Source organism: Aquimarina rubra (genome assembly GCF_042684305.1).
Taxonomy (GTDB): Bacteria; Bacteroidota; Bacteroidia; order Flavobacteriales; family Flavobacteriaceae; genus Aquimarina; species Aquimarina rubra.
Genome location: NZ_JBHULE010000002.1, coordinates 162804 through 189572, shown reverse-complemented (window position 1 = coordinate 189572; position 26769 = coordinate 162804). Strand labels below are relative to the sequence as shown.

Sequence of the window (26769 nt, the reverse complement as noted above, 5' to 3'; positions counted from 1 at the left end):
AGCAATAGGTTATAGATTTCTAAATTAACAAACTGCAACCCCTTTGCAACCCCTTAAACCTTTGTAATTCTTAAAACTATCTTAATTTTGCACTCGATTTTAAGGAAAAATTTCAATTCTTGAACCCAAAATGTCCCCTTATGAAACACCTTTACCTTACCTTATTATTTATTGTCAGTTTTTTTAGTACTGTATTTGCACAGGATGAATTCATTTTCAGAGTTCAGACTACTGCAGTCAACGAAACCTTTACCATACCAACTTTTAGTGGAGAAACTTATCTATACAATGTTTTATGGGCAGAAGCAGATAACTCTATTTCTTTAAATTCTAATATAACTGGTGATACCACCCATACTTTTGATACACCTGGTATTCATACAGTGTATATTAGTGCTGTTCCTGGTAATGTTCTTGCTTCGTTTTTTCCAAGAATCTATTTTAATAATTCTGGTGATAAGAATAAAATTATTTCTATCGAGCAATGGGGGAATAACCAATGGACTTCAATGGCTAACGCTTTTAATGGTTGTTCAAATCTAAAAATGAATGCTACAGATAGCCCCGATTTATCTCAGGCTACATCTCTAGAAAACATGTTTAAAGATTGTGTTACTACAGATTTTAGCTTAGGAAACTGGAATGTCAGTACGATTACAGATATGAGTGGCATGTTTGACGGAGCTATGCTTTCTTTAGCCAATTATGACAGAACATTAAACAGATGGGTAACTCAGAATTTACGTTCTAACGTACTGTTTAATGCTGGCTATAGTACCTATTGTAGTGCTTTCTTATCCAGAAGGTTCCTTACAGATCCGACAACAGGATTTAACTGGACCATTATGGATAGAGGGGAGTTATGTGAAGAAGATAAATTTATTACTACCTGGCAGACGACTTCTCTTAATGAGAGTATCACCATACCCACTACAGGTTCAGGATACAATTATACGGTAGAATGGGGGGATGGCGCATTTTCTATTGATACTACAGGAAGTACTACCCATACTTATGAAACAGCAGGAATTTATACTGTAAAGATTTACGGTGATTTTCCACGGATTTACTTTAATAACACAGGGGATAAAAGTAAAATACTAACTATAGAGCAATGGGGGAATCAACAATGGACAAATATGAATTCTGCTTTTGACGGATGTAATAATTTAGTCCTAAATGCAGATGATACACCAGATCTAAGTTCGGTAACTTCTATGGAAGAAATGTTTAGAAGAACATCTAATCTAGAAGATTTAAAAGATGTGATTGGAAGTTGGAATACGGGAAATGTAATGGATATGAGCAGACTTTTTCGTTTTTCAGGTTTCAACGAAAATATTAATGGGTGGAATGTAAGTAATGTTCAAAATATGCGTTTGATATTTGGCAATACTTCTGAGTTTAATCAACCCTTAGACAATTGGGATGTACGAAATGTAACATCATTAAATCTGGCGTTTTCTAATGCAAGGAGATTTAATCAGGACATTAGTTCCTGGAAACTTCAAAGTCTTGCAAATACCTTAGGAATAGAAAATTTATTTCTTAATGCTATAGATTTTAATCAAGATTTGGGTGCATTAGATTTAAGCAATATTCCTGATAATAGCCAGCTAAATAGCTTTTTTGTAGGAACAAGTATGTCTCAAGAAAATTATGATGCAACTTTAATCGGATGGACAACTTTAGACACTGCCAATGGAGAAACTAGAGTGCCAAGAGATGTGTTTTTGGATTCAAATGGAATAAGTTATTGTAACGCAGCTGCTGAAAGACAAAGGCTGATCACTGAAGAAAGCTGGAGTATTACTGGAGATACAATTAATTGCTTAGAAGCTGATAAATTTATTACTACCTGGCAAACCACCACGGATAACGAAAGTATTACCATAAGAACCTCAGGAGATGGTTACGACTACATCGTAGAATGGGGCGATGGAACCATTACTAGTGAAATTGGAAATGCTACGCATACCTATGCAACAGCAGGAACTTATACCGTTAAAATTTCTGGAGCATTTCCACGACTGTATACCAATAATTTTGGTAGCATAGGAAACAAAATGCGTTCGGTAGAACAATGGGGAACCGTTAAGTGGTCTTCATTCGATAGAGCCTTTGAAGGCGCCAGAAATGTAGTAATTAATGCTACGGATATTCCAGATCTTTCGAATGTGACTACTATGTTTGAGGCCTTTAAGGATTGTGAAAACCTAGTGGATAACGGAGGACAAATGCAAAACTGGGATGTGAGTACAATTGAAAGTTTTATCAGTATGTTTCAAGGCGCTAGTTTGTTTGACGAAAATCTAGGGAATTGGGATCTGAGTAGTGCAAGGACATTAGCAAATATGCTAGATGGTAGTAATATAAGTACTGCTAACTATGATGCTACCCTAATAGGTTGGGCCGAGAATCCTAATACTCCGAATAATGTAGGTCTAGGAGCCGTTGGTCTGCAATATTGTTTAGGAGAAGCTGCAAGAAATACCTTGACTACCGTACCTTATAATTGGGGTATTGGAGATGCTGGATCAAATTGCTCTGAAGCTTTTATAATTACCTGGCAAGCAACAGATGATCAAAAAGAGCTTTCTATACCTACCTCTGGATCTGGTTACGACTATATCATAGACTGGGGAGATGGAACACTAGATACGAATCAAACAGGATTTGCCAGTCATACATATACTGCTAATGGCACGTACACCATAAAAATACAAGGATCATTTCCTTCGGTCGCATTCGGGAATAATCCTAATTTTAGAATCCCTGCACAATTGATATCTATAGAGCAATGGGGAACAAATGTCTGGACAGATTTGACCAGAGCTTTCGCAGGGTGTTCCAATTTGGTCATTAATGCTACTGATACACCGGATTTGAGTAACGTTACTTCTATGGAAAAAATGTTTGAGGGAACGACAAGCTTTAGAGATAATGGAGGAGAACTTGGCAATTGGGATGTTTCCAACGTAGAAAATATGACTGATATGTTTAGAATTTCAGACATGAATGAAGCTATTGGTTCGTGGAATGTTGGTAATGTGTCGGATTTTACGGGTATGTTTAGCGGTACCAGATCATTTGATCAAAATATTGATGGATGGAACATTGGAGAGTTTGTGACCGACACTATTAATATGCAAAGGATGTTTGATTCTGCCAATAGTTTTAATAGTCCTTTAAATAGCTGGGATATAAGTAAAGTGACCAACACGTCAAGTATGTTTGGTTTTGCTATGGCTTTTAATCAACCACTTGATGCTTGGAATACTACTAATATAGAAAATATGGGTGGTATGTTCTTTGGGGCATCTAGATTTAACCAAAATGTTGGGGACTGGAACCTTTCTAGTGTTACCTCTATGACCAGTATGTTTCAACAATCTGGTCTTTCTACTACAAATTATGATAAGATATTAATCGGCTGGGCTACTCAGGATGTAGGAGAGACAATTCCATCTAATATCAGTATCAGTTTTGATGGGAGTCAATATTGTTTTGGAGCTGAAGCTAGAAGTATTTTAACGGATGATAGTGGGTTAAATTGGTCTATAGCTGATGATGGAGCAGCCTGCGCTTCCACAGATTTCTTTATAACTACCTGGCAAACTACTACCGATAACGAAAGTATTACAATTCCAACAACAGGAACGGGATATAACTATGACATCGATTGGGGTGATGGAACCGTCGAATATGGTAATATAGTAAATGCTTCACACAGTTATGATGTAGCAGGATCGTATACAGTAAAAATATTAGGAGATTTTCCTCAGTTTGCTTCCTTAGCAGGGGGAGTAGCTAATGCTGAAAAATTGAGAACTATAGAGCAGTGGGGAAATATTCAATGGAGAAGTATGCGCCAGGCATTTGCTAGGTGTAGTAATATGAATGTTACCGCCACAGATGTTCCTGATTTATCTCAGGTGTCAGATATGTACCAAATGTTTTTCCAATGTTTTGAATTACAGTCACCTGATTTTTCAAGCTGGAACACAGCAAACGTTACTGTTATGGATTTTATGTTTTTGGGTGATAGAAATTTCAATGGAAATATAACAACTTGGGATGTAGGCAGCGTTACAGATTTCACACTAATGTTGGCTGGAGCGAGTAACTTTAATCAGGATATCAGTGGTTGGAATATCGGAGAAAATGTAGCAGGCACAATCAATATGAATAGTATGTTAGCAAGTACTTCAAATTTTGATCAAGATTTAGGAAATTGGAACCTACAGAAAGTAACAGATATTAATGATATGTTAAAAGATTCAGGACTTTCTGTAGCCAATTATGATGCTACTTTGATCGGTTGGGCTTCAAATGCCAGTACCCCTAATGACTTAGTACTTGGCGCAGATGGACTCAATTATTGTCTTGCAGAAAGCGCAAGAAATACACTAACAAGCGCTCCCTATAATTGGACTATCGATGACACAGGACTAGAATGCGCTGATGCTTTTATAACTACCTGGGAAACTACCATTGCAAATGAAAGCATTACCGTACCTACAACAGGAAGTGGATATAATTATGCTGTTGATTGGGGAGATGGAATTATTGAAAGTGGATTTACAGGAAATGCTACACATGCTTACGCAACCGCTGGTACGTATACAGTAAAGATTATCGGAAATTTCCCTAGGATTTTCTTTAACAATGATGGAGATAAAACCAAAATACAAACTATAGAGCAATGGGGCACAACCGCCTGGATCAGTATGCATGCAGCCTTTTATGGTTGCTCTAATTTGGTGTTAAATGCAGATGATACTCCAAACTTATCGAATGTAACGGATATGTCATCTATGTTCAGAAGAGCTACAAGCTTTATGGATACTAAAAATTTAATGAATACTTGGGATACACACACTATTACTGATATGGAGAGAATGTTTCTGTCGGCTACCAGTTTTAATGAAAATATTGGAAATTGGAATGTAGGTAATGTAGACGATTTCTTTCTGATGTTTAGTAGTACCAATGAGTTTAACCAAAATATTAACGGCTGGAATATTGGGGAGAATACTACTAATGCTATTAGGATGATTGGTATGTTCAGTTTTGCTCGTGATTTCAATCAACCACTTAATAATTGGGATTTAACTCTGGTGACCAATTTGGCAGATATGTTTAGTAATACTACTTCATTTAATCAGCCATTAGATAATTGGGATACAAGTAACATAGAAAATTTGTCAACTATGTTTTTGAACGCTCAGGCTTTTAATCAAAGTCTCGGCGATTGGGATATTTCTAGTGCTATTACAATGTCTGATATGTTTTTTAAATCAAGCATTTCAACTGAAAATTATGACAGTACTCTAATCGGTTGGGCGACACAAGATACCGGAGAAATGATACCCACAGGAATTGTATTCAATGCTGGAAATAGCGAGTATTGCATTGGTGAAGCTTCCAGAAATAGACTAACCTCATCACCTTACAATTGGAATATCACTGATGGCGGACAAAACTGTGATTTTACGAATAGTTTTATCACTACTTGGCAAACTACTGCAGTTAATGAGTCTATTACAATTCCAACAACTGGAGGTGGATATAACTATGCTGTTGATTGGGGAGATGGAATCGTTGAAGGTGGATTTACAGGAAATGCAACTCATGAATATACCACTGCAGGAATGTATACTGTAAAAATTACAGGAGACTTCCCTAGGATATTTTTCAATAACGGTGGTAGTAAAAATAAAATTTTAACCATTGAGCAGTGGGGATCACAACAATGGTCCAATATGAATGCTGCTTTTAGAGGATGTACAAATGTAGTATTAAATGCATTAGATACTCCAGATTTAAGTGTCGTACAGTTTATGGATTCAATGTTTAGTGGTACAACATCTATCGTAGATAATGGAGGTGAAATCGGTAATTGGAATATTACAAATGTGATTAGCTTGGTTAGTCTTTTTGAAGGGTCAGCTTTTAACGAAAACATCAATAACTGGAATGTTAGAAATATTCAGACCATGGGGAGTATGTTTCAGGATAATACATCATTCAATCAACCTCTTGATTTATGGAATCCAGAAAATGTATCAGATTTTGAGCATATGTTTAATGGGGCAACATCTTTTAATCAATCTATAGATGATTGGACTATGACTAGCGCCACTTTTTTTGAGTCTATGTTTGAAGGGGCTGTTTCGTTTGATCAGGATTTAGGCAATTGGGATATCAGTACAACAGATAGAGATGGCATGATCAATATGTTTATAGGTTCGGGCATGTCTACCGATAATTACGATAGTACGTTAATAGGTTGGGCAAGATTAGATGCCGGAGAAACTCAAATCCCTGCAAATGTTCAATTAGATGCAGACGCAACCTACTGTTTAGGTGAAGCTGCTAGAATCACGCTAACCAGTGCTCCTTATAATTGGACGATTACTGATGGTGGCTTGGATGTTAATTGTGATACAACGGCTCCTATAATCACTTTGTTTGGTGATAATCCACAAGAAATTCCCGAAGGTGATGGATACACAGAATTAGGAGCCACTACAGATGATGGTTCTCAGGTGATTATCGATGATTCAGAGTTTAGAGATCAGGTTGGTACCTATACTATTTATTATAATGCCATAGATGCCTCAGGAAATATGGCTGTTGAGGTGACTAGAACGGTAAATGTTGTTCCGCTGTTGAGTACAGAAGATTTTAAGTTAGATCAAATTACTATGATGCCAAATCCTGCTAGTGATTATTTTCAATTTTTTGGACTGAATACTGATGCAGAGATTTCTATATATACGGTAAATGGTCGTAAGATAAAAACTGCCCTTATTTCAAAAGAAGACAAAATGAATATTCAGGAACTTCCAAGCGGGGTATACTTTGTAAAAGTTAGTTCCGGCATCTCAAATGAAACGTTCAAACTGCTGAAAAACTAGTCATTACATTGGAAGTAGATTTTCATTTTTACAAATAGATAGTGCAAAGTTGGGGATATAGCAATATCAACCTTGTAAAATTAAACCATCCGCCTCAGGCGGATGGTTTTTATGTATTTATTTCAAGTCTTAGATAGCTTACAAACTTTAAATATACTTACTAGCAAAGCGCTCTAACTGAAGTACGTCGGATTTAGAATTCTAATTAATTTGTAAACTTGAAATGGGATCAAAGTTTTGAAATATTTGTATAGATCAGCCTGTACTTTTAAGTCCACCAGATAAAGCGTTAACTAGCATTAAGAGATGTAATAAGTATGTATCGCCAAGTTCTTTATCAGTTTCTTTAATATTTCTCCATTTCGTCAAGTATTCGATTTGTATTTCGTGGAGAACTTGTAAGGCAGTATTTCTTAATTTGTTGTTTTCTAGTTTTGAAACTCTTCTGGACGCTATTGGTTCACCCATAAGGTCTGCGATTTTTTGTAAACAGGTAGAATGATCTGTAAGGATCAAATCCATAAGCTCCTTTTTTGTATTAGGTCCCTCTACTAGGTTCGCAAAACTTTTCATGATATCTATGTCTGAATTTAGTAGATTCGATTCGATTTGAATCAGTCGATATTTTAAGAATGGCCATTCTTTAGCTAATTGCTTCAGTTCCTCAAAACTCTCAGGCTGTTGTTTTTGAAATTCTTCAAAGGCTGTTCCTACTCCAAACCATCCGGTAACGTTAAATCGCGATTGACTCCAGCTAAATACCCAGGGAATAGAACGAAGATCATCCAAAGAGCGTTGCCCTGTTCTACGAGCAGGTCTGGAACCAATTTTACTTTGTTCCAAAACATCTATAGGAGTAGCGCTGGCGTAAAAATCAATAAACTTTGGGTGATCTAATAACTTACGATATGTTTTTCGTGCCAGATCAACCAATTGATCCATCATTTGATAACGTTGTTCATCTTGAGTATCACTTAATGGAATCAGGGTTTGTCTGGCAGTTCCGGCTACAAACATTTCCAGATTATATGAGGCAGTAAGAAGATTGGCAAACTGATTTGCAATAGTTTCTCCTTGTATGGTCATTTTAATAGTTCCGCTCATAGCGCCAGGTGGCATGCTATCTAAAAATCGATGAATTTTTCCACCTCCACGGCTAATAGTTCCACCTCGTCCGTGAAAAAAGCACAGTTCAACCCCTAATTTTTGTGCAGCTTTCGTAAGGTTTTCTTCCGCTTTGTATATATTCCATCGGCTAGTCAAAATACCACCATCTTTATTACTATCACTATATCCCAACATAACTTCCTGAATAAACGGGTGTACTGATTTTCGTTGTTTTTCAACAACAGGGTGTTGCAGATAAGCCGATAAAATCTCAGGGCCGGCAATTAGGTCATCAATCGTTTCTAAAAGTGGGACTACCGGAAGATTAGCATCTTGTAAACCTACTTCTCTTAATAATAAAAAAACCAATAACAAATCACTTACACTGCGTGTCATACTCACAATAATGGAGCCAATACCTTCTGTCCCGTATTGATCTACGTACTTTTTAACCTCACGAAGATAGCCCAGTACATTATCAGCTTCTGGCCCGCAGGAGGTTCCTGCTACCAAAAAAGGGCGTTTGCTTTGGAGTTCTGTATTCAAAAACTCTAATCTTTTCTCCTCCTTCCACGAACCATAATCAGCATCTTTATAACCCGAAGCGATCAAAATTTGACTAATAGCCTTTTCGTGGTACGCACTATTTTGTCTGATATCTAACTTGGCTAAATGAAAACCAAAACCCTGTATCATTCTTTCTACAGGAAACAAATATTGTTTAGCGATTCTAACCGCATTTAAATCAATAAGTATTTCACGTAGTTTTTTGAGTTCGTCTCCTAGATCATTTGACGATTTAAAATATGCTACTTCTCCTAACTCATCGTGATCTTTAATTGTGTTTTCAAGTTTAATAAGAAGTAGATTTACAAATTGTCGTAATGGTTCTGATGGGTTCCGATCTAAAGCTTTTTGTCCTTTAGCTCCTAATTGTTTGGCGGTATTTTCAATTTCGTCCAAAAAGGTTTGCGGGATGGAAGTTTGATACCCCGAAAAGCTAAGTTTTGCGGCCAATCCTATGAGCTGGTGTTGTGTCATTTTAAGTGCCTTCTTCCGGTGCAGACGCAAAGTAGCGGCTGTAAACTCTGGAGTAACGAATGGATGCCCATCCCGATCGCCACCAACCCAACTACCAAATTTAATTACAGGAAAATGTTCTGGCCATTCGAGTAACTCCTCAGAAAAACTAAGAGTTTTCCAGGCATCCTGTAGACGCTGATCTGTTAATCGCACAGCTTCCGGAAACACATTTTCAAAATAATGGAGGAGATTATTTCGTTCGTCTTCGAGTCGAGGTTTTTCAATATAAATTTCGCCTGTACGCCACCACCGTTCTAATAAGCTGATAATTTCTTCTTTAATCTTGGATTGTTCGGTAGTAGACCAGTTCGGATTTTCAATTTTTACTAACAATAAATACAACTCTCTGTGAATATCAAGAACTGTTAAACGTTTAGCTTCAGTGGGATGTGCAGTCAACACCGGAATTACATTGATGAGACGTAACTTTTGGGCGATTTCTTGTTCATTGACACCGTCCTTTTTCCATTGGTATAAAGTCTCTCCCCAAGAACCCCGTGTTGATGGTAAGCCAAATTGCGTCTCGGTTTTTCGTCTGTATTGTGTTGCAGCATTTTCTTCAACCAAATTAAGAAGTTCAAAACTGATCCCAATAGCCTGTGTGAGTTTTTGGTTTGAAAGATTCTTTCTATCCGGAATTTTTTGATTGTCGAAAGGCAATGCTTTTGCTAGCTCTTCTTCTCCAATAGATATAAGCATTTGTTTAAATAAAGATGTCAAAAAGTGAAAATCTACTTTTATTTTCTGGAGTCCCTCTTGCTGAAGTGATTCTTTTGTCATTGGTTTTTAGTTGGTTTTAAATGAAAATTTTGATAATGCATGTGGTTACATACTCTCAAAGGTAATTATCTTTATAGTAGTTATAAAATTATTTCTTGTAGATAAACCATCTTACTTTGTTCGATTCTTTAAGGAAAAAGTATAGCTACTTTATATTTTATGTTTTTGAAACAATACATTAAAAAAAACTATCACAAATTGCTCATTTACAAAAAAAGTATATTTGTCAGGTAATTGATACTAATAGTTATGCCATTTATTGAAGGGTTAGGTATTGGCCTGGCCATGATTATCTTTGTCGGACCTGTCTTCTTTTTATTATTGAATAGTAGTTTTCAATACGGAGTAAAAGCCGGAGTGGCTGTCGCTTTTGGAATTATAATAAGTGATATTATTTGTGTTGCTTTATGCTACTATGGACTTTCTTCTTTTATGACAGTAACACAAAATCAATTCTGGATAGGCATTATTGGTAGTATCATACTTTTTGGTTTAGGAATTAATTATCTTTTAAAAAAAGCTGTTATCATCGAGGGTGTATCGTTGGCTTCTAAAAAGTTGAGCACTTTTTTTATCAAAGGATTTAGCGTGAATTTTTTTAACCCGTTTGTGTTTGTGGTTTGGATAGGAGTTTACACATATGGAGAGGAAAAATATTCCGAAACATCATTACTTATGGTATTCTTAATTGCAGTCCTCACTGCGATATTAACTACAGACTTGTTAAAAGTATTTCTCTCAGAAAAGCTAAAGAAATTTATCTCTGAGTATAGACTAAATATTTTTTTTAAAGTTACTGGAGTACTATTGTTACTCTTCTCTTTTCGTTTAGCGTATTTAGTTTGGTAGTATTGTATAAAGTTGATTTTCGCTATATTTGAGTAACAACTTAAAAAACAAACCAATATGGAAATTAATGTTTTGATTGCTGCGATCGCAGCACTTATCCCTATGATCTTAGGGTTTATTTGGTACAATCCAAAAGTTTTTGGCACGGCTTGGATGAACGCTTGTGGTTTTACTGCAGACGATTTAAAGGGAGGTAATATGGCGGTAATCTTTATTGTTTCCTATATTTTTAGTTTCATGTTGGCTACCATGCTTCATACCGCAGTAATCCATCAATTTGGTTTTTTTCAAACGTTAATGAATGAACCGGATTTGACGAAAGAAGGAACTGAAATATATCAATATACTCAGGACTTTATGAATAAGTATGGTACAAATTTCAGAACGTTTAAACACGGAGCTTTACACGGGTCTATGTTAGGGATATTTTTTGTTTTACCTGTATTAGGTACAAATGCCCTATTCGAAAGAAAAGGAGTTAAGTATATTTTAGTCAACGTTGGATATTGGACCGTATGTCTAGCACTTATGGGAGGAGTAATTTGTCAATTCGCTTAAAAAGTAATAATTATATATATGTAAAAAGGGTTCGATATTTCGAACCCTTTTTTTATGATTTATCACCAAGTACTCTTGCAAAAAGTTTTTTAAGCATTGGAGCAGCATCCTCAATAACACGCTCTCTTTCTTTTGCTTTTAATTCTCCGCGTTCGTTGTAATATAGTTCATAACTGAATACAAAACGAGTAGCATCTGTCCCCATTCCTAATTGACCAAACCTAAGATCGTTAAAATAGGTTTTATCGTTGTCTTTTTCGATAGTATACCAACCTTCGGATAATTTAATGAGACGTGGAATTAACGGATCTTCCTTTAAATCTCCTAATAAGTGATGATTCTTAGGAAACTCTGCAAAGTCAATAATATCCGGTTCATCGAGAAATGAATAATAACCAATAAGAAAGGAATCGTTGGTCTCTATATTGGCAGTCCATAAAATACTATTAAGCGGAGTAGGACGGGTCTGTATCTCATTGTATTGTAGGTGTTGATTCTCTAAATTGATCGTAAAATTTGCTTTTGCACTCCGTTGAAGAAAAAGTGTGATCAGCAGGTAAGTACAGCTACAATATAGTCCAAGATTATTAAATTTTCGTCGTTTCGGATGTGTTCTCTTATAAAACATTGCAATAATAAGAAAGATCAAAAAAGGAATTGTATATAATGGATCAGCTACAAAAATATTGTTGAAAGCTACTTTATAGTCCAGAGGCCAGAATAATTGAGTTCCCCAGGTCGTAAATGCATCCAGAATAGGATGTGTAAAAAGTGCCAGAAACATCAATTTTGTCCAGTCCCTCCAATCTGCTTCTTTATTTTTATAAAGCCAAGCAACGAACCATCCCAGAATTGGCGCCATAATAATGCTAAACAAAATAGAATGCGAAAATCCTCTATGTAATTCATTAGCTGTAACATTATCAAAAAACAATTTTGCCATTACATCTAGATCCGGAATTGTTCCTGCAATGGCTCCCCAAAGCATTGCCTTATTTCCAACTTTTTTTCCGATAGCGGCCTCTCCAACAGCAGCGCCTAAAACAATCTGTGTTAACGAATCCATAATTAACTTAATTGAAGTTTAAACGGATTTCGTACTTCATATTCACTGGGAGAAATAAACTCAACCAAAGGTTTTAAAAGTTTATTAGAGATAGAGTTACCATGCCGAACATACAATTTCATTTCCACGGGTTTAGCACCTACACAACTTTTAATAATCTCAGCGGTCCTCCCTAATCTTAATTCATCAACTTTCTTATCAATGGCCAGGTTCACATAGTCATATAACATTCGTTGATAAATATCGTGTGATTTATTAAATGTATAATCAATCCCTATATGATTTGCTTCCACAACATGATCTAATATGAAGGAAGTCGTAAAACCTACTAGTGTATCATCTAGGAAATAGGCTTTAAAAATGAAGGATTCGTTAAGTGAATTTTTTAAATTTCTGAAAGTTACAGCGTTTAGTTTTCCAATTTTGAAATCAGCATTCTCCAGAACTGAAAGGTATAATTTGTCAATTTCTTCCTTATAATTATTTATATCCTCAGCTGTAAAATCTTTAACCGTAATGTCAGCAGATTTTTTGAAAACTTTTTTGGCTCTGGTTCTGAATTTAGTTTTCATACTGGTGAGATAATCCTCAAAATTATTCCAGCTCGGTCGTACTCGCAACACCATGTTTACATCAATCCTGAATTCTCTGAATTTCTGATCTTTGATATAATCACTTTGATTAAAAGATGTTGGCCAAAATTCTTTTAGTAAAATAAAAGAGGGTTTATCAGACCTTTCAGTTTTTCTGATTTCTCTTAATGCATCTGATAGATTTTCAAAAGCCTCTTTAGCACTAATCTTATCAGAGTAAAGAAAACCGTGCTCTCCACAAGAAAATAAGTTCCCGCAGACCAATACTCTAACATCCATACTTTTCATAAACGTATTTTTGATAGCATCGCTTATTCTGCAAGGAAATTCCTGAAACTTTAAATCTTCTGTGTTAAATTTAATCAGTTGAGTTACAGCAATAGCTACAGGCTCATCCTGATCATAAAATACAATATATCGAAACCCTATAGTTTCTGATAAAGTATACTCTAGTGTATGAAGATAGTCCAATGTAAGAAAAAGATTATTTTCCTTATTTATGCTATTCCAATCATCAGATGGAATATCATTGGTGATATTAAATATTGAATAATGTAATGTGGTGGCTTTGCACCTGTTTTTTATTTTGTCAAGCATAAATCCCTTACAAATGTTACGGACAAATAACTGTCCGAATCGTCTCAAAAGTACATTTATTTTTAATAGTACTCTGTTAAACGATTCTCAATTTTGGTATATAGGATTTTTTGATGCTTTATTTCCGTAATTTTAATACGGTAAAACATTTGATGTTGTTTTGTCGTTTAAATAAGGTTTTTGAACGAAAAGTGTTCGGGAAAGTCTGATTTTATGGTGTATATGTCAAATAAGTTTAGTTCTTTTGAGTGTAATTGGAAAAATTTTATGGAGAAATCAATCACTTGCGCTCTACTAATCGATGACGATAAGGCTACAAATTTCTTTAACGAAAGAGTGGTAACCAAGCACAATAGTTTTGATAGTGTAAACACAGTACAGAGTGGGAAAGCTGCACTGGAATATCTCGCTAATGTGGAAAATCAAACAGCAATAAAACCGGATGTTATTTTTCTGGATATCAATATGCCGGCTATGAACGGATGGGAGTTCCTGGTAGAGTTTGCTAAATTGAACAAAAGTACTACCGAAGGAATAAAAGTAATTTTACTATCTACTTCTTCAAATCCAGATGATGTTAATGAATCAATAAAAAATCACTCAGTCGACGACTTTATAAACAAACCACTGTCATTGGATTTATTAGATAATATAATAGAAAAACATTTTTCAAAAAGTATTGTCCGTAGATAAAACGTAGGGCAAAGTCTTCGGGGCTGCTAGGTAATCTGGTAATGCGTATATTGATTTTTGTTTAACTTTGAACTGTAAATAAGTGCAAAAAAATATTTTTCGTTAAACATTAAACACTTTATCGTGTGTTTTTGCGTTTAGTCGATAAGACTGTGATTAAGTGTTATTGATTCGAAAGGAAATCCTTTTAAAGCTTTTTTATTGTCAGGATTTTGTAAAGAAACTTAATTTGTTTGTCGATATAACTTTATTTGATTCATAAAAATCAAATAGAATTTTTGATAAGGCGAAATTGTAAAAATCATTTTTTGTATAACTATTTAATATGGGAAAAATAAAACAGGTGCTGTTGGTGGACGATAGTAGGGCTACTAATTTCTTTAATAAGACCATTATTAAGAAAACAGATTGTGTACAAGAGGTCCTGGTTGCTGAAAATGGAGAAGAGGCTATACAGTTCATAAAATCAGGTAATGTTCCGGAAGTAATTTTTCTGGATATCAATATGCCAATAATGAATGGGTGGGAGTTTTTATCCGAAGTTCAGAAATTTGACAAAGAACTTACTAAAACAGTGGTTGTTTTAATGATTGGCGCTGCTCTAAATCCCGAAGAAGAAAAATTAGCATATAGTTTTCCATATGTAAAAGAGTTTAAAGAAAAAATGCTAACTACCAAGACGGTTAAAGAAATAGTAGAGAAGTATTTTCATAAGGAATGTAAACTCATTGAACAGGCATAATTTAGTTTGATATAAAGGTATGCTCAAAAACATGCTTAAAACTAAGATTCTTTTTGTTTTATGATTTATCTTGTCCGATGAACGAATAAAGTTGATATAAACCCCACATATATAGAATGCAGTATTCATATTTTTTTGCTGTACTTTTTTGTTGTTTCACGCAAATAAACTTTTCACAGTCCCGAGCCATCATTTCTGGCAATGTTTCTGATCAATTTGGCAGTCTGCCCGGTGCACGAGTTAGTATCGAAGGGACTGATCAAAATACAACAACGGATGTAAATGGTAATTATACTCTGGATGTTGATGAAGGAGAATATGTAATAACCGCCGGATTTGTTATGTACAATTCTGTTTCAAAAACCACCTCGGTTCAAGTTGGTGATACGGTTCAGGTTGATTTTTTGTTAGAAACGGGATTTTCTATGGATCAGCCCATTTCTGTTGGCTCCAGAGCAAAACCAAGATCTCTTCTAAAAACTACTGCTCCTGTTGATATTATATCTCCGCAAGAAATAACCAACTCTTCTCAAATAGAATTAAGCCATATCCTACATTATCTGGTACCATCTTTTCACTCTACACACCAGACTATTGCAGATGGTACGGATCATATTGATCCTGCTACACTACGAGGGCTTGGACCCGATCAGGTATTAGTGTTGGTTAATGGAAAAAGAAGACATAGTAGTTCTTTACTGAATGTAAATGGTACTGTAGGTAGAGGTACCGTAGGCACAGATTTTAATGCCATACCCATAGCTTCTATAGAACGTATAGAAATACTAAGAGATGGGGCAACCTCTCAATATGGATCTGATGCAATAGCAGGCGTAATTAATATTATTCTAAAAAAGCAGACAGAAGTTATAAATGTAGATAATAGAGTAGGAATTACAACACAAGGCGATGGTTTTACGACCTATTCTGCTGCTAATTTTGGGTTAAAAATTGGGAAAGAAGGGTATATTAATGTTACAGCAGAATACAGAAATAGGGAATCTGTAAATCGGGCAGGAGCATATACCGGAACTGTCTACACAGATGATCTTGTAGAAGATGAAAGACTGATTCAGGAAAATAATTTTTTCGGTCAAACGGGATATTCTGACAAGAGGGTGATGGAAATCGGAAGCGCTGAGACACAAAATCTCGCCCTGGGATTTAATGGAGAAATCAAAATGTCTGATAATGCCACGTTCTATCTTCAGGGAGGAAGAAACTACAGAGAAGGTATGGCTGCAGGCTTTTATCGTTTTCCAAAAAATCAGGACAGAGTAGTGCCGGAATTATTTCCTAATGGTTTTTCGCCACAGATATTAACAGATATTCAGGATGATGTCATTGCGGGTGGAATTAGAGGCGTGAAGAATGGTTGGGACATAGATTTTAGTCATTCTATAGGTACTAATAGTTTAGACTATACAGTTAATAATTCTAACAATGCCTCACTTGGTGTAGCCTCTCCCAGAACTTTTTATGCAGGAGGATTTAAGTACCAACAAAACACTACAAATCTTGATATTTCTAAAACCTTTGATTGGCTTAAGGGAGTTAATCTTGCATTCGGTGCTGAACTTAGAGTAGAAAACTATCAGATTATAGCAGGTGAAGAAGCCTCATATATTGATGGAGGTAGTACCTATTTGAATGAATCAGGAGATGAACTTCCCAGAGCTGCAGGAGTACAGGTATTTCCTGGTTTTCAACCGGAGAATGAATTAGATCGTTTTAGAACCAATAGCTCTGCATATTTAGATATAGAAACTAATGTTTCAGAAAAACTATTAGTAAAGGCAGCCGGACGATATGAAGCATATAATGACTTTGGCGGTCAGGCCATCTGGAAACTGTCCGGCAGATATAGAATTAATGATGATATAAGTTTTAGGACTGGATTTTCTACAGGTTTTAGAGCGCCGTCTCTTCACCAAGTGTTCTTTCAGAATATTAGTACGCAGTTTATTAATGGAGAAAGTGTTCAAGTAGGAACTTTTAATAATGAAAGTGCCATTGCTACAGAAGCATTTCAGATCTCTAATTTAAAACCTGAGTTATCAAGACATTTTAGTGCAGGTGTGAGCGGAAAACTGAATGAAAATTTCACTTTCACTTTTGATTATTATCGAATAAGTATTGATGATAGAATTGTACTTTCCGGTCGTTTTGCAGAAGGTTATGAAACTATTCTGGAGCCTTTTGGAGTTGGAGCAGCACAGTTTTTTACGAACGCTATTGACTCCAGAACATCCGGTGCAGATGTTGCTGTAGTATATAAAACTACACTTGGTTCAGGTAAGTTAGATGCTTCTTTAGGAGCTAATTTCACAGATACTAAGGTAACAGGACGTATTAAAGTTTCTCCATCTCTTGTTGGACAAGAAGACGTTTTATTCAATCGGGAAGAAATCGCAAGAGTGGAATCAGCTCAACCTAACTATAAGATCAATTCCTTGGTATCCTATGAATTCGATAAATTTCGTTTTCAGATGGTAAATACGTTATTCGGCGAAGTACAGTTCATACATCCGGATGATGGAGATCCAGCAAATTGGGTGTTAAACGAATTTTCAGGTACTATTGAATCCCGAGATCAAACATTTGCTCCTAAGTTCACTACAGATTTATCTATTTCATATCAATTTAGCGACCATGTAAAATGTACGCTCGGCGGGAATAATATTTTCGATGTATACCCTGATAAACACGAACATTCTGCCAATACCAGTAATGGTAATTTTATCTATAGCAGACGAGTACAACAGTTCGGAGTGAATGGAGCTAATTATTATTTTCGATTATTGTTAAGATTATGATGAATAGGTACGTTACATTTCTCCATTTACCCATTTACAAGACACCTAAATTATGGGTGTTGCTTATTTTCTTTTTTTCCTTTGGAATTGCTAATGTTTTGGGACAAAATACGAGTGATGAAGAGGTTAAAAGAGTACAACGAACTATATTTATTTATAATTTCGCTCAACAAATAGGGTGGCCGGAAATAGATGAAATAGATACTTTTAAGATTGGTGTTTTGGGCCCGGATCGAACAATTCTGGACTTGAAATCGATGGCTCAAAAACGTAAGATTTTTGGGAAACCTGTGGAAATTATTCGCTTTCAATTTGTAAAAAGTGTAAAAGATATTCAGTTGTTGTATGTCAACAATAAATTTAATTATGACATCAATTATATTCTACGTAAAATATCCGGTAAAAATATTCTCTTGGTTACAGAAGATTATAATTATAATGCTTCTATGATCAATATGGTCAATGTAGGCAATTCATTTGAGTATGAAATCAATCAAGACCGGATTAGTAATGAAGATTTTGTAATCGCTCCTTCACTGAAACAATACGCCATAACTTCTGCCCAAAAATGGAAAAGCTTGTTTAAGTCAACAGAGGATTCCTTAGAAAAAGTATTGGATGAGAATGAGGAGCAAAAAGAAGTCATTAAAGATAAAGAGGAGCAAATTAAGCAACAGGAAGAGAGAATAAGTAATCAGGAAAAAGCCATTGACACTATTAAAGAAAGAATTAGTGAGCGAAATAAATGGATAGAGGAGTTATCAAATGAGAGTGCAATACAAGAAAAGAAATACGAAGAAAAACTCCTGATTGAGAAGGAATTAGAGAAAAACATTCAAGATCAAGTTGCCTTTATTAAGGATCAGGATGAAAAGATCAAAGCAAGTACTGAAGAAATTAAAAAGCAACAGGAATATTTAAGCGAACAGAACGATCAAATCAAAAAACAGCAAGCGATACTCGAAGAACAACTTTCTGAAATAGATGATCAGAAAAAAATAAATTGGTCTTTAATTGCTTTGATAATAATTGTTTTAACAGCAGGTTTCTTTATATATAGAAATTATCTCATTAAGAAGAAATTAAATGCTGTATTAGAACAAAAGAATATAGAAATACACGAGCAGTCTTTAATATTAGAATCTAAAAACAAAGAGTTGGAGCAGTTTGCATATATCGCTAGTCATGATTTGCAGGAGCCACTAAATACGATATCAAGTTTTATAGGGTTGATATCCGAGGATTATGGAGATAGTTTTGATGAAGTAGGAAAAGAAAGCCTGGATTTTATAAAAGATGCCAGTATTCGGATGAAAAAACTTATTGATTCATTGTTAGAATACTCCAGACTTGGTAGAACTAAAGAGTTCTCGGATGTAAATATGAATGGTGTCTTAGAGGAATTACGAGCTGATTTCAAAAATATTTTGGAAAGAACCAATGCAACCATACATTCAGAAAATTTACCGGTAGTTAAGGGTAATGAAATCGAGTTGCGCTTATTGATACAAAATCTCGTCAGTAATGGAATTAAATTTACTGAAGAAAATACCATTCCTGAGGTTTATATAGCGGCCACCAACAGAGAAAGTAATGAAGGAACTAAAGGGTTTTGGGAGTTTTCAGTAAAAGACAACGGTATAGGAATTCCCGAAATTCACAAAGATAGAATATTCGCCATTTTTCAAAGATTGCATTCCAGAGAAAAATATCAGGGTACAGGAATAGGTTTGGCCCACTGTAAGAAAATTGTAGAATCTCACGGAGGTCAAATTTGGTTAGAATCAGAAGAAGGAAAAGGAACAACCTTTTACTTCACGATTCCCAAATAAAAAAAATGCCCGGTGATCTGTAATACCTAATAAACACAATCAGATCTATTACCTGCAGTAATTATCTTATACTTCAGGTCTACCTTTAAGTCTTTTTTCGATCTTTTGTTTCTTGGCAGTAATAACCTTCATCATTTCCATGATTTCAGGATCTTTATTTTGTTTGTAGATTTCATTAAGGCTCAAAACGAGATCCTTAGCTTCTCTAGATGCTTCAACTCTATCACTTGTGGACATATTGCTCATACTTCTGCTCTCAAACTCACGTGCTTTCTCCATTAATTCCATAACTCAATATTTAATGTAAAAGTAAAAAGGTTATTCTGGGACTATTATTAGGAATAATTATTAATCGTAGTCTTAATTTAACACTTTTGGGGTAAATATATAAAAAAAATAAGCATATATCCCAGCGAAACTATGACATAAGTTGATAGACATATAAATGTTAATGATACCTCTTTTAAATAATCAGAATTCTTTTCCCGAATCATTATCATTACTTCAGTTTTTTAACGAATATGATGCAATTTTTTTCAGCCTTTTTAATCTTTTTTTCGAAATAAAAACCCGACCGGAATCACTAAAAAAATAAAAAGATACCATCCTGTAATTAAACCAATAACTGTAATGATGGTTGCAATTAAAAGAATCCTTAGTTGTGTTTTGCTGAATTTTGACATTTCTACCTGAAAATTAGTATAGTAAAATATAAAAATTTTATAGAACCGGAATCTCGATTATCTCAAAACCGGACTACTATCCAGATCATAATAATGAATATTATTGTATCACAATCAAAAATTCAAAAGGATGAAAATTACAGATCTGGATACAAGTGAATATGATGAATATTATGGGAGATATATCAACAAATTATCCGCTAAATTAATACTAAGAAAAGGCTTCGAAGTTGGGATGAAAAATATAATCGAGTTTTTTGAAGCAATTCCGAATGAGAAAGAAGAATATCGTTATGATATAGAGAAATGGAGTGTGAAAGAAGTTCTGCAGCACCTCATTGATACCGAAAGAATATTTATGTACCGATGTTTTAGGATAGCTAGAAATGATAAAACTTCATTAGCAGGATTTGATCAAAATATTTACATAAATCCTTCTGGAGCAAATCAAAAATCTATGAGCGAGTTGATAAGTGAATTTAAAGCAGTTAGACAAAGTTCTATTTCATTTCTTAATAGCATTACTGATGATCAGTTAGCGTATGTAGGTAATGCGAATGGTGGTGATATGTCTGCCAGAGCTGCAGCGTTTACTATTATTGGCCATGAAATCTGGCATATAGATGTTATAAAAGAAAGATATTTATAGGTCTAAATTTTACTAGGTAAGGATGGATCGAATACTATTCTTTAATTCTGGAATAACCTCTTTTTTAAACCACTCATTTTTTGCTTGCCAAATATTATTCCTGGGTGATGGATGAGGTAATACGAAGTAATCAGGTAGATAATCAGTATAGTTTTTTACAGATTCCGTTAGGGTACGTTTTAATCGATTACCTAGATAATATTTCTGAGCATATGAGCCAATTAGTAAGATGAGTTCTACATCTTTCATCTTACAAAACAATTTTTGATGCCACAAAGGGGCACATTCTTTTGTAGGAGGGAGATCTCCTGACTTTCCTTTTCCGGGATAACAAAATCCCATAGGGATCAAAGCAATTTTTTCTGTATTATAAAAAATGTGAGTATCAATTCCCATCCAAGCCCTTAAATTCTCCCCACTTTTATCATCCCAAGGGATTCCGGATGCATGAACAATGCTTCCAGGAGCTTGTCCTATGATTACTATTTTGCTATTAATATTGGCGGAAACTATAGGTCTTGGTCCCAGCTCTAATTTTGAAGCACACGTATCACATTTAGAAATTGAAGACAATAACTTTTTCATAGAGGCTATTACAAGTTTGGAGGATCAAATTATAAATATAATAGTTGGTTACATAGTTTAGTGAAAGGAAAGTAGTGTTTTGGTTGTTTTTATGAGTATTTGATAAGGAACCATCTGAAAGTTTAACAAAAATTTAAGCAAGTGGGGTTTTTATAGTTTTTTGGTATGATTTTGTACAATCTTTTAAGAATCGTGTAATTATAAATAAGGTTTTAATAATTTGTTTATCAGTTGTTTATGGTTTTGTTTATAAAGTGTTTGTTTTGCGGAATATTACATTCAAAATCCACTAAGTAGGATTCATGGTGGTATGGTACTTTGATTTAATTTTTCTACTTTTAAAGCTAACGGAAGTTAGTCTTGTAACAAAACTTTGGGAATATGGTCAAGTAACTATAGAAACTAAAGGAATTTTAACAAGATAAAGTTCATCAGACTTATTTTAAATATTCACTCAATCAAAAAAGAGGTTTATGAAACGTAGAGATTTTATTCAATACACAGGATTAGGAGCAGGCGCTTTGATGATGCCTTCACTACTCCTGGGAAATGACATTCCCGCAGAAGCATTGCTTAATCCGGGAATGGATGTAGCCATTAAGAAAAGAATGGCAGACGTAGCACTCAATACTGCAAAATCGCTTGGTGCAAGTTATGCCGATGCTCGAATCGGTAGGTATTTAAACCAATATGTATTTACCAGAGAAGATAAAGTACAAAATGTGGTAAATACCGAATCCTTTGGAATCGGAATTCGGGTAATTGTTAATGGTACTTGGGGATTTGCGTCTACTAATAGTGTTACCGAAGACGGAATTAAAAAAGCGACAGATCAAGCGGTAGCAATTGCAAAAGCAAATTCCAAAATTCAAAAGGAAGAAGTAAAACTAGCTCCGGTAAAATCCCATGGAGAAGTTACCTGGAAAACTCCTGTCAAAAAGGATTTCAAAGATGTTCCGGTTTCTGAAAAGGTAGATTTATTACTATCTGCAAATGCTGCAGCATTACAAAATGGAGCTAATTATGTAAACTCAGGTTTATTTATGGTAAATGAGCAGAAATATTTTGCTTCTACTGATGGATCGTATATAGATCAGGATGTACATCGTATCTGGCCTACATTTACCGTAACTGCTATTGATAAAGGTACCGGTAAATTTAAATCACGTCAGGCAATGAGTGCTCCTATGGGAATGGGATACGAATATATGGATGGATTGGCTTCAGAAAAATTAAAAGGCCCTGAAGGATTAAATCTATATCGTAATAGTTATGATATTGTAGAAGATGCAACGCTGGCAGCTAAACAAGCTAAGGCAAGATTGACAGCAAAATCTGTAGAAGCAGGTAAATATGATTTAGTATTAGAACCTAATCATTTAGGTCTTACCATTCACGAATCTGTTGGACATCCGTTAGAATTAGATAGAGTATTAGGATACGAAGCGAATTATGCAGGAACTAGTTTTGCTACATTAGATAAATGGAAGACTAAAAACTTTAAATACGGTAGTGATATTGTAAATCTTGTAGCTGATAAAACACAAGTTGGTTCATTAGGAGCAGTGGGCTACGATGATGAAGGAGTAAAAACTAAGAAATGGGATTTAGTCCGTAATGGTATATTAACCAATTATCAGGCAATACGAGATCAGGTTCATATGATTGATCAAAATGAATCTCACGGTTGTTGTTATTCTCAGAGTTGGAATGATGTACAGTTCCAGCGTATGCCTAATGTATCTTTAGAGCCTGGTACAGAAAAGTACTCTATAGATGATATGATCAAAGATGTAGAAAAAGGAATCTACATTGCTGGTAGAGGATCATATTCTATTGATCAACAACGATACAATTTCCAATTTGGAGGAACTGTATTTTATGAAATCAAAAACGGAAAAATTGTTGGTATGCTAGATGATGTAGCATATCAATCGAATACACAAGAATTCTGGAATTCTTGTGCTAAGATATGTGACAAAGATGATTATCGAATGTTCGGATCATTCTTTGATGGTAAAGGACAGCCTTCTCAAATAAGTGCTGTATCTCACGGAAGTTCTACCACACGTTTTAACGGTGTGAATGTGATCAACACAGGTAGAAAAATTTAAATCACAGTCTTATTACAAATAAAAAATATCATGGCAATATATTCTAAAGAAGAAGCAAGGCAGATTATGGAAAAGGCGTTAAGCTTTTCTACTGCAGATGCTTGTGAAATAAATTTAAGCGGAAGTGAAAGTGGTAATATCCGCTATGCTAGAAATACAGTGTCTACCGCAGGACACAGATCTAATCAAACGCTCGTAGTGCAGTCGAGTTTCGGAAAGAAATCCGGTACAGCTACGATTGATGAATTTGATGATGAATCCTTAAAAAAGGTAGTAAAGAGAGCGGAAGAATTGGCAAAACTTTCTCCGGAGAATCCGGAATTTATGGCTCCGTTGGGACCACAAAAATATGATGCATCAATTACTTATGTAGATGCTACAGCAAAAATAACACCCGATTATCGTGCTAAGGTTGCCAATAGCAGTATAGAACCAGCTGCGGCAAAAGATGTGACCGCTGCAGGATTTTTTAATGATTCTGCCGGGTTTAGTGCAATGCTGAACTCTAATGGTTTATTTGCTTATAACCAGTCCACGAATGCTAGCTTTACAGTTACTATGCGTAGTAATGATGGTACAGGATCTGGTTGGGTGACTAGAGATTTTAATGATGTCAGTAAATTTGATGCTGTAGAGGCTTCCAAAGTGGCTATTGATAAAGCAGTAATGTCTAAAGAAGCTAAGGCAATAGAACCTGGTAAATACACAGTGATTCTGGAACCGGCAGCTTCTGTTGGTCTTTTAGGCAATATGGCGTTTGCATTTAATGCGCGTACTGCCGATGAAGGACGAAGCTTTATGTCCAAAGAAGGAGGAGGAACCAAAATGGGAGAGAAGATTGTAGATGAGCGTGTAAACATTTGGTCCGACCCGTTGAATCCCGAAGTTCCTACAGGTACCTGGAATGGTTCAGGACAACCTCTGAAAAAGACAAGCTGGATAGAAAATGGAGTAGTAAAAAACTTGGCATATAGTCGTTATTGGGCAGAGAAAAAAGGAGTGGATCCCGTGCCTTTCCCAAATGGATTTATTATGCAAGGAGGAGATGCATCCTTAGAAGACCTGATTAAAGGAACTAAAAAAGGTATTTTAGTTACTCGATTATGGTACATAAGAACCGTAGACCCTCAAACCTTACTATATACAGGACTTACCAGAGATGGAACTTTCTACATAGAAAACGGAAAAATAAAGCATCCGGTGAAGAATTTCAGATTTAACGAAAGTCCGATCATTATGCTTAATAATCTGGAAACGCTAGGTAAACAAGTTCGAATCGATGGTAATCTAGTGCCATATATGAAAATAAGAGACTTTACCTTTACTAGTTTATCAGACGCAGTATAAGAGGTAGTTCATAATATTACTGGTTATTTTGATGAATTCATGATAACCAGTTTTTATTTATGTATTATTTCAAAATGTATCTTACATGGATTAAACAACACACTGCATTGAGTACTAAATTTTTCTTTACACGATTACAATATGAGTCTGGGGATTGGGATGTGGATCAAAGAATGCCTTCTAATCTATTAAACTCACTTGTGGAGTACACTACACTAAAAGTGGATACTCAAGAAAGAATTATCCCTTTGAGTAGTGATGAGATATTCAAAAGCCCATTTTGCTATATTTCAGGACACAAGCTGGTGCAGTTTACCAAAAAGGAAAGAGAAAACTTTAAAAAGTATGTAAATAATGGTGGTTTTGTGTTTGCAGATGATTGTAATCACGATATCGATGGATTATTTTCTAAATCCTTTGTGCGGCAAATGGAGGATATTTTTGGATCGCAAGCATTAAAAAAGATTCCTAATAATCACGAGATTTACAAAGTATTTTTTGAGTTTGAAGATGGTCCGCCAACCACTTCTCAAGAATTAAACGGATGGGGAGATGATATTGTGCACGACTATTTAAAAGCGATTCAGATTAATGATAGAATAGGTGTTTTGTTTAGTAACAAAGACTACGGTTGTGAGTGGGATTATGATTTTAGAAATAAACGATGGTATAAAATAGACAATACCCGATTTGGTGTTAATATCGTTATGTATGCGTTAACATCATAAAAGATATAGTTAAATGGACAAAGAGTTAGTAAATATAGAAGAAGAGGTAACGATTCTTACCGAGAAGCTTCAGAAGTTACGGAAAGAGATCGGTAAGGTAATTACAGGACAAGAAGAAACGGTAGAACAATTGTTGATTACCTTTCTTGCGGGTGGACATGCATTGTTAGAAGGAGTTCCGGGTTTGGCAAAAACGTTAATGATCAGAACACTGGCACAAGCGATTGATCTTAAATTCAAAAGAATACAGTTTACGCCGGATTTGATGCCGTCGGATATTATTGGAACCGAAATATTAGAAGAAGATTATAGTACCGGGAAGAAGTTTTTCAAGTTTAATAAAGGCCCCATTTTTTCTAACATCATATTGGCCGATGAGATCAATCGTACGCCACCAAAAACGCAAGCAGCGTTGTTAGAAGCCATGCAGGAGTTTGAGGTTACCTATTCAGGAAAAACATACGAGTTAGATAGACCGTTTTTTATACTCGCTACTCAGAATCCGATCGAACAATCGGGAACGTTTGCACTTCCTGAAGCACAACAGGATCGATTTCTATTGTATATCAAAATAGGATACCCAACCGAATCAGAAGAAACTACCATTCTAAAAAACACTACAGGTGTCAAAAAAGAAACTTTGAATAAAGTAATTTCCGGAGAAGATATTATTAGATTACAACAGTTAGTAAGAGAGGTTCCAATCAGTGATGACTTGATTTCTTATGTAAGTAAGGTGATTAGAGCTACGCGACCAGAAACAACAACCAATACCTATGTAAAAGAATGGGTCAATTGGGGAGCAGGACCACGTGCTGGTCAGGCCATGATATTAACAGCCAAGGCTCGTGCATTAGCGCAAGGAAGATTATCAGTGACATTAGATGATTTACAGCATGTAGCCATACCTGTGTTACGTCATAGAGTTATTGTGAATTTTAGAGCAGAATCAGAAGGAATCACTTCTGATGATGTTACGCACCGTCTATTAAAAGACATTGAGGTAGGGAAGTAAGACCATAGA

At 35.2% G+C, this 26769-nt stretch carries 17 protein-coding genes; 12 read left to right on the top strand and 5 right to left on the bottom strand.

The features are described 5' to 3' along the window. The first annotated feature begins 140 nt into the window (after positions 1–140). Positions 141–6923: a BspA family leucine-rich repeat surface protein gene (locus ACFSR1_RS01345; RefSeq protein ID WP_378288877.1), complete on the top strand. Its 6783-nt coding sequence runs from the start codon at positions 141–143 to the stop codon at positions 6921–6923. A gap of 255 nt (positions 6924–7178) precedes the next feature. On the opposite strand, the gene ACFSR1_RS01340 is transcribed toward ACFSR1_RS01345, so the two are convergent. Beyond that, the gene (locus ACFSR1_RS01340; RefSeq protein ID WP_378288875.1) at positions 7179–9893 is read right to left on the bottom strand and encodes a phosphoenolpyruvate carboxylase; all 2715 of its coding nucleotides are present in this window, start codon (positions 9891–9893) and stop codon (positions 7179–7181) included. A gap of 249 nt (positions 9894–10142) precedes the next feature. Here ACFSR1_RS01340 and ACFSR1_RS01335 point away from each other — a divergent pair, with 249 nt between their 5' ends. Beyond that, positions 10143–10742, top strand: a complete 600-nt coding sequence (locus ACFSR1_RS01335) for a LysE family translocator (protein WP_378288874.1) — start codon at positions 10143–10145, stop codon at positions 10740–10742. 57 nt (positions 10743–10799) lie between these two features. Next, positions 10800–11300 (top strand): DUF1761 domain-containing protein, encoded by a 501-nt coding sequence (locus ACFSR1_RS01330; RefSeq protein WP_378288872.1) that lies wholly within the window; start codon positions 10800–10802, stop codon positions 11298–11300. 52 nt (positions 11301–11352) lie between these two features. On the opposite strand, the gene ACFSR1_RS01325 is transcribed toward ACFSR1_RS01330, so the two are convergent. Beyond that, on the bottom strand, positions 11353–12366 hold the full coding sequence (locus ACFSR1_RS01325) for a metal-dependent hydrolase (protein WP_378288870.1): 1014 nt from the start codon (positions 12364–12366) through the stop codon (positions 11353–11355). Positions 12367–12368: 2 nt separating this feature from the next. Continuing rightward, entirely contained in the window at positions 12369–13556 is a 1188-nt protein-coding gene (locus tag ACFSR1_RS01320) for a hypothetical protein (protein ID WP_378288869.1), read from the bottom strand. Positions 13557–13823: 267 nt separating this feature from the next. Between ACFSR1_RS01320 and ACFSR1_RS01315 the strand changes: the two genes are divergently transcribed. The 4 genes from ACFSR1_RS01315 (at position 13824) to ACFSR1_RS01300 (ending at position 19639) form a co-directional block, all read left to right on the top strand. Further along, complete coding sequence (locus tag ACFSR1_RS01315; protein ID WP_378288867.1) at positions 13824–14249, top strand: response regulator; 426 nt, start codon at positions 13824–13826, stop codon at positions 14247–14249. Positions 14250–14574: 325 nt separating this feature from the next. Further along, a complete protein-coding gene (locus ACFSR1_RS01310; protein WP_378288865.1) occupies positions 14575–14991 on the top strand; it encodes a response regulator in 417 nt (138 codons plus the stop codon). Positions 14992–15107: 116 nt separating this feature from the next. Continuing rightward, entirely contained in the window at positions 15108–17807 is a 2700-nt protein-coding gene (locus ACFSR1_RS01305; protein ID WP_378288863.1) for a TonB-dependent receptor, read from the top strand. Positions 17808–17866: 59 nt separating this feature from the next. Further along, on the top strand, positions 17867–19639 hold the full coding sequence (locus ACFSR1_RS01300) for a YfiR/HmsC family protein (protein ID WP_378288862.1): 1773 nt from the start codon (positions 17867–17869) through the stop codon (positions 19637–19639). A 66-nt stretch (positions 19640–19705) separates the two neighbouring features. On the opposite strand, the gene ACFSR1_RS01295 is transcribed toward ACFSR1_RS01300, so the two are convergent. After that, entirely contained in the window at positions 19706–19927 is a 222-nt protein-coding gene (locus ACFSR1_RS01295; protein WP_378288860.1) for a hypothetical protein, read from the bottom strand. A 525-nt stretch (positions 19928–20452) separates the two neighbouring features. Here ACFSR1_RS01295 and ACFSR1_RS01290 point away from each other — a divergent pair. After that, positions 20453–20971: a DinB family protein gene (locus ACFSR1_RS01290; RefSeq protein ID WP_378288858.1), complete on the top strand. Its 519-nt coding sequence runs from the start codon at positions 20453–20455 to the stop codon at positions 20969–20971. Positions 20972–20983: 12 nt separating this feature from the next. Here the strand turns inward: ACFSR1_RS01290 and ACFSR1_RS01285 are convergent, their stop codons facing one another. Then, positions 20984–21556: a uracil-DNA glycosylase family protein gene (locus ACFSR1_RS01285; RefSeq protein WP_378288856.1), complete on the bottom strand. Its 573-nt coding sequence runs from the start codon at positions 21554–21556 to the stop codon at positions 20984–20986. Between the two features lie 473 nt (positions 21557–22029). On the opposite strand from ACFSR1_RS01285, the gene ACFSR1_RS01280 reads away from it, so the two are divergent. From ACFSR1_RS01280 to ACFSR1_RS01265, 4 genes are all read left to right on the top strand, one after another. Next, a complete protein-coding gene (locus ACFSR1_RS01280; protein ID WP_378288854.1) occupies positions 22030–23670 on the top strand; it encodes a TldD/PmbA family protein in 1641 nt (546 codons plus the stop codon). 30 nt (positions 23671–23700) lie between these two features. Beyond that, on the top strand, positions 23701–25017 hold the full coding sequence (locus tag ACFSR1_RS01275) for a TldD/PmbA family protein (protein WP_378288852.1): 1317 nt from the start codon (positions 23701–23703) through the stop codon (positions 25015–25017). A 107-nt stretch (positions 25018–25124) separates the two neighbouring features. Then, positions 25125–25745, top strand: coding sequence for a DUF4159 domain-containing protein (locus tag ACFSR1_RS01270; RefSeq protein ID WP_378288850.1), 621 nt, complete (start codon positions 25125–25127; stop codon positions 25743–25745). A 13-nt stretch (positions 25746–25758) separates the two neighbouring features. Then, positions 25759–26760, top strand: a complete 1002-nt coding sequence (locus tag ACFSR1_RS01265) for an AAA family ATPase (RefSeq protein ID WP_378288848.1) — start codon at positions 25759–25761, stop codon at positions 26758–26760. The last annotated feature ends 9 nt before the right edge of the window (positions 26761–26769 follow it).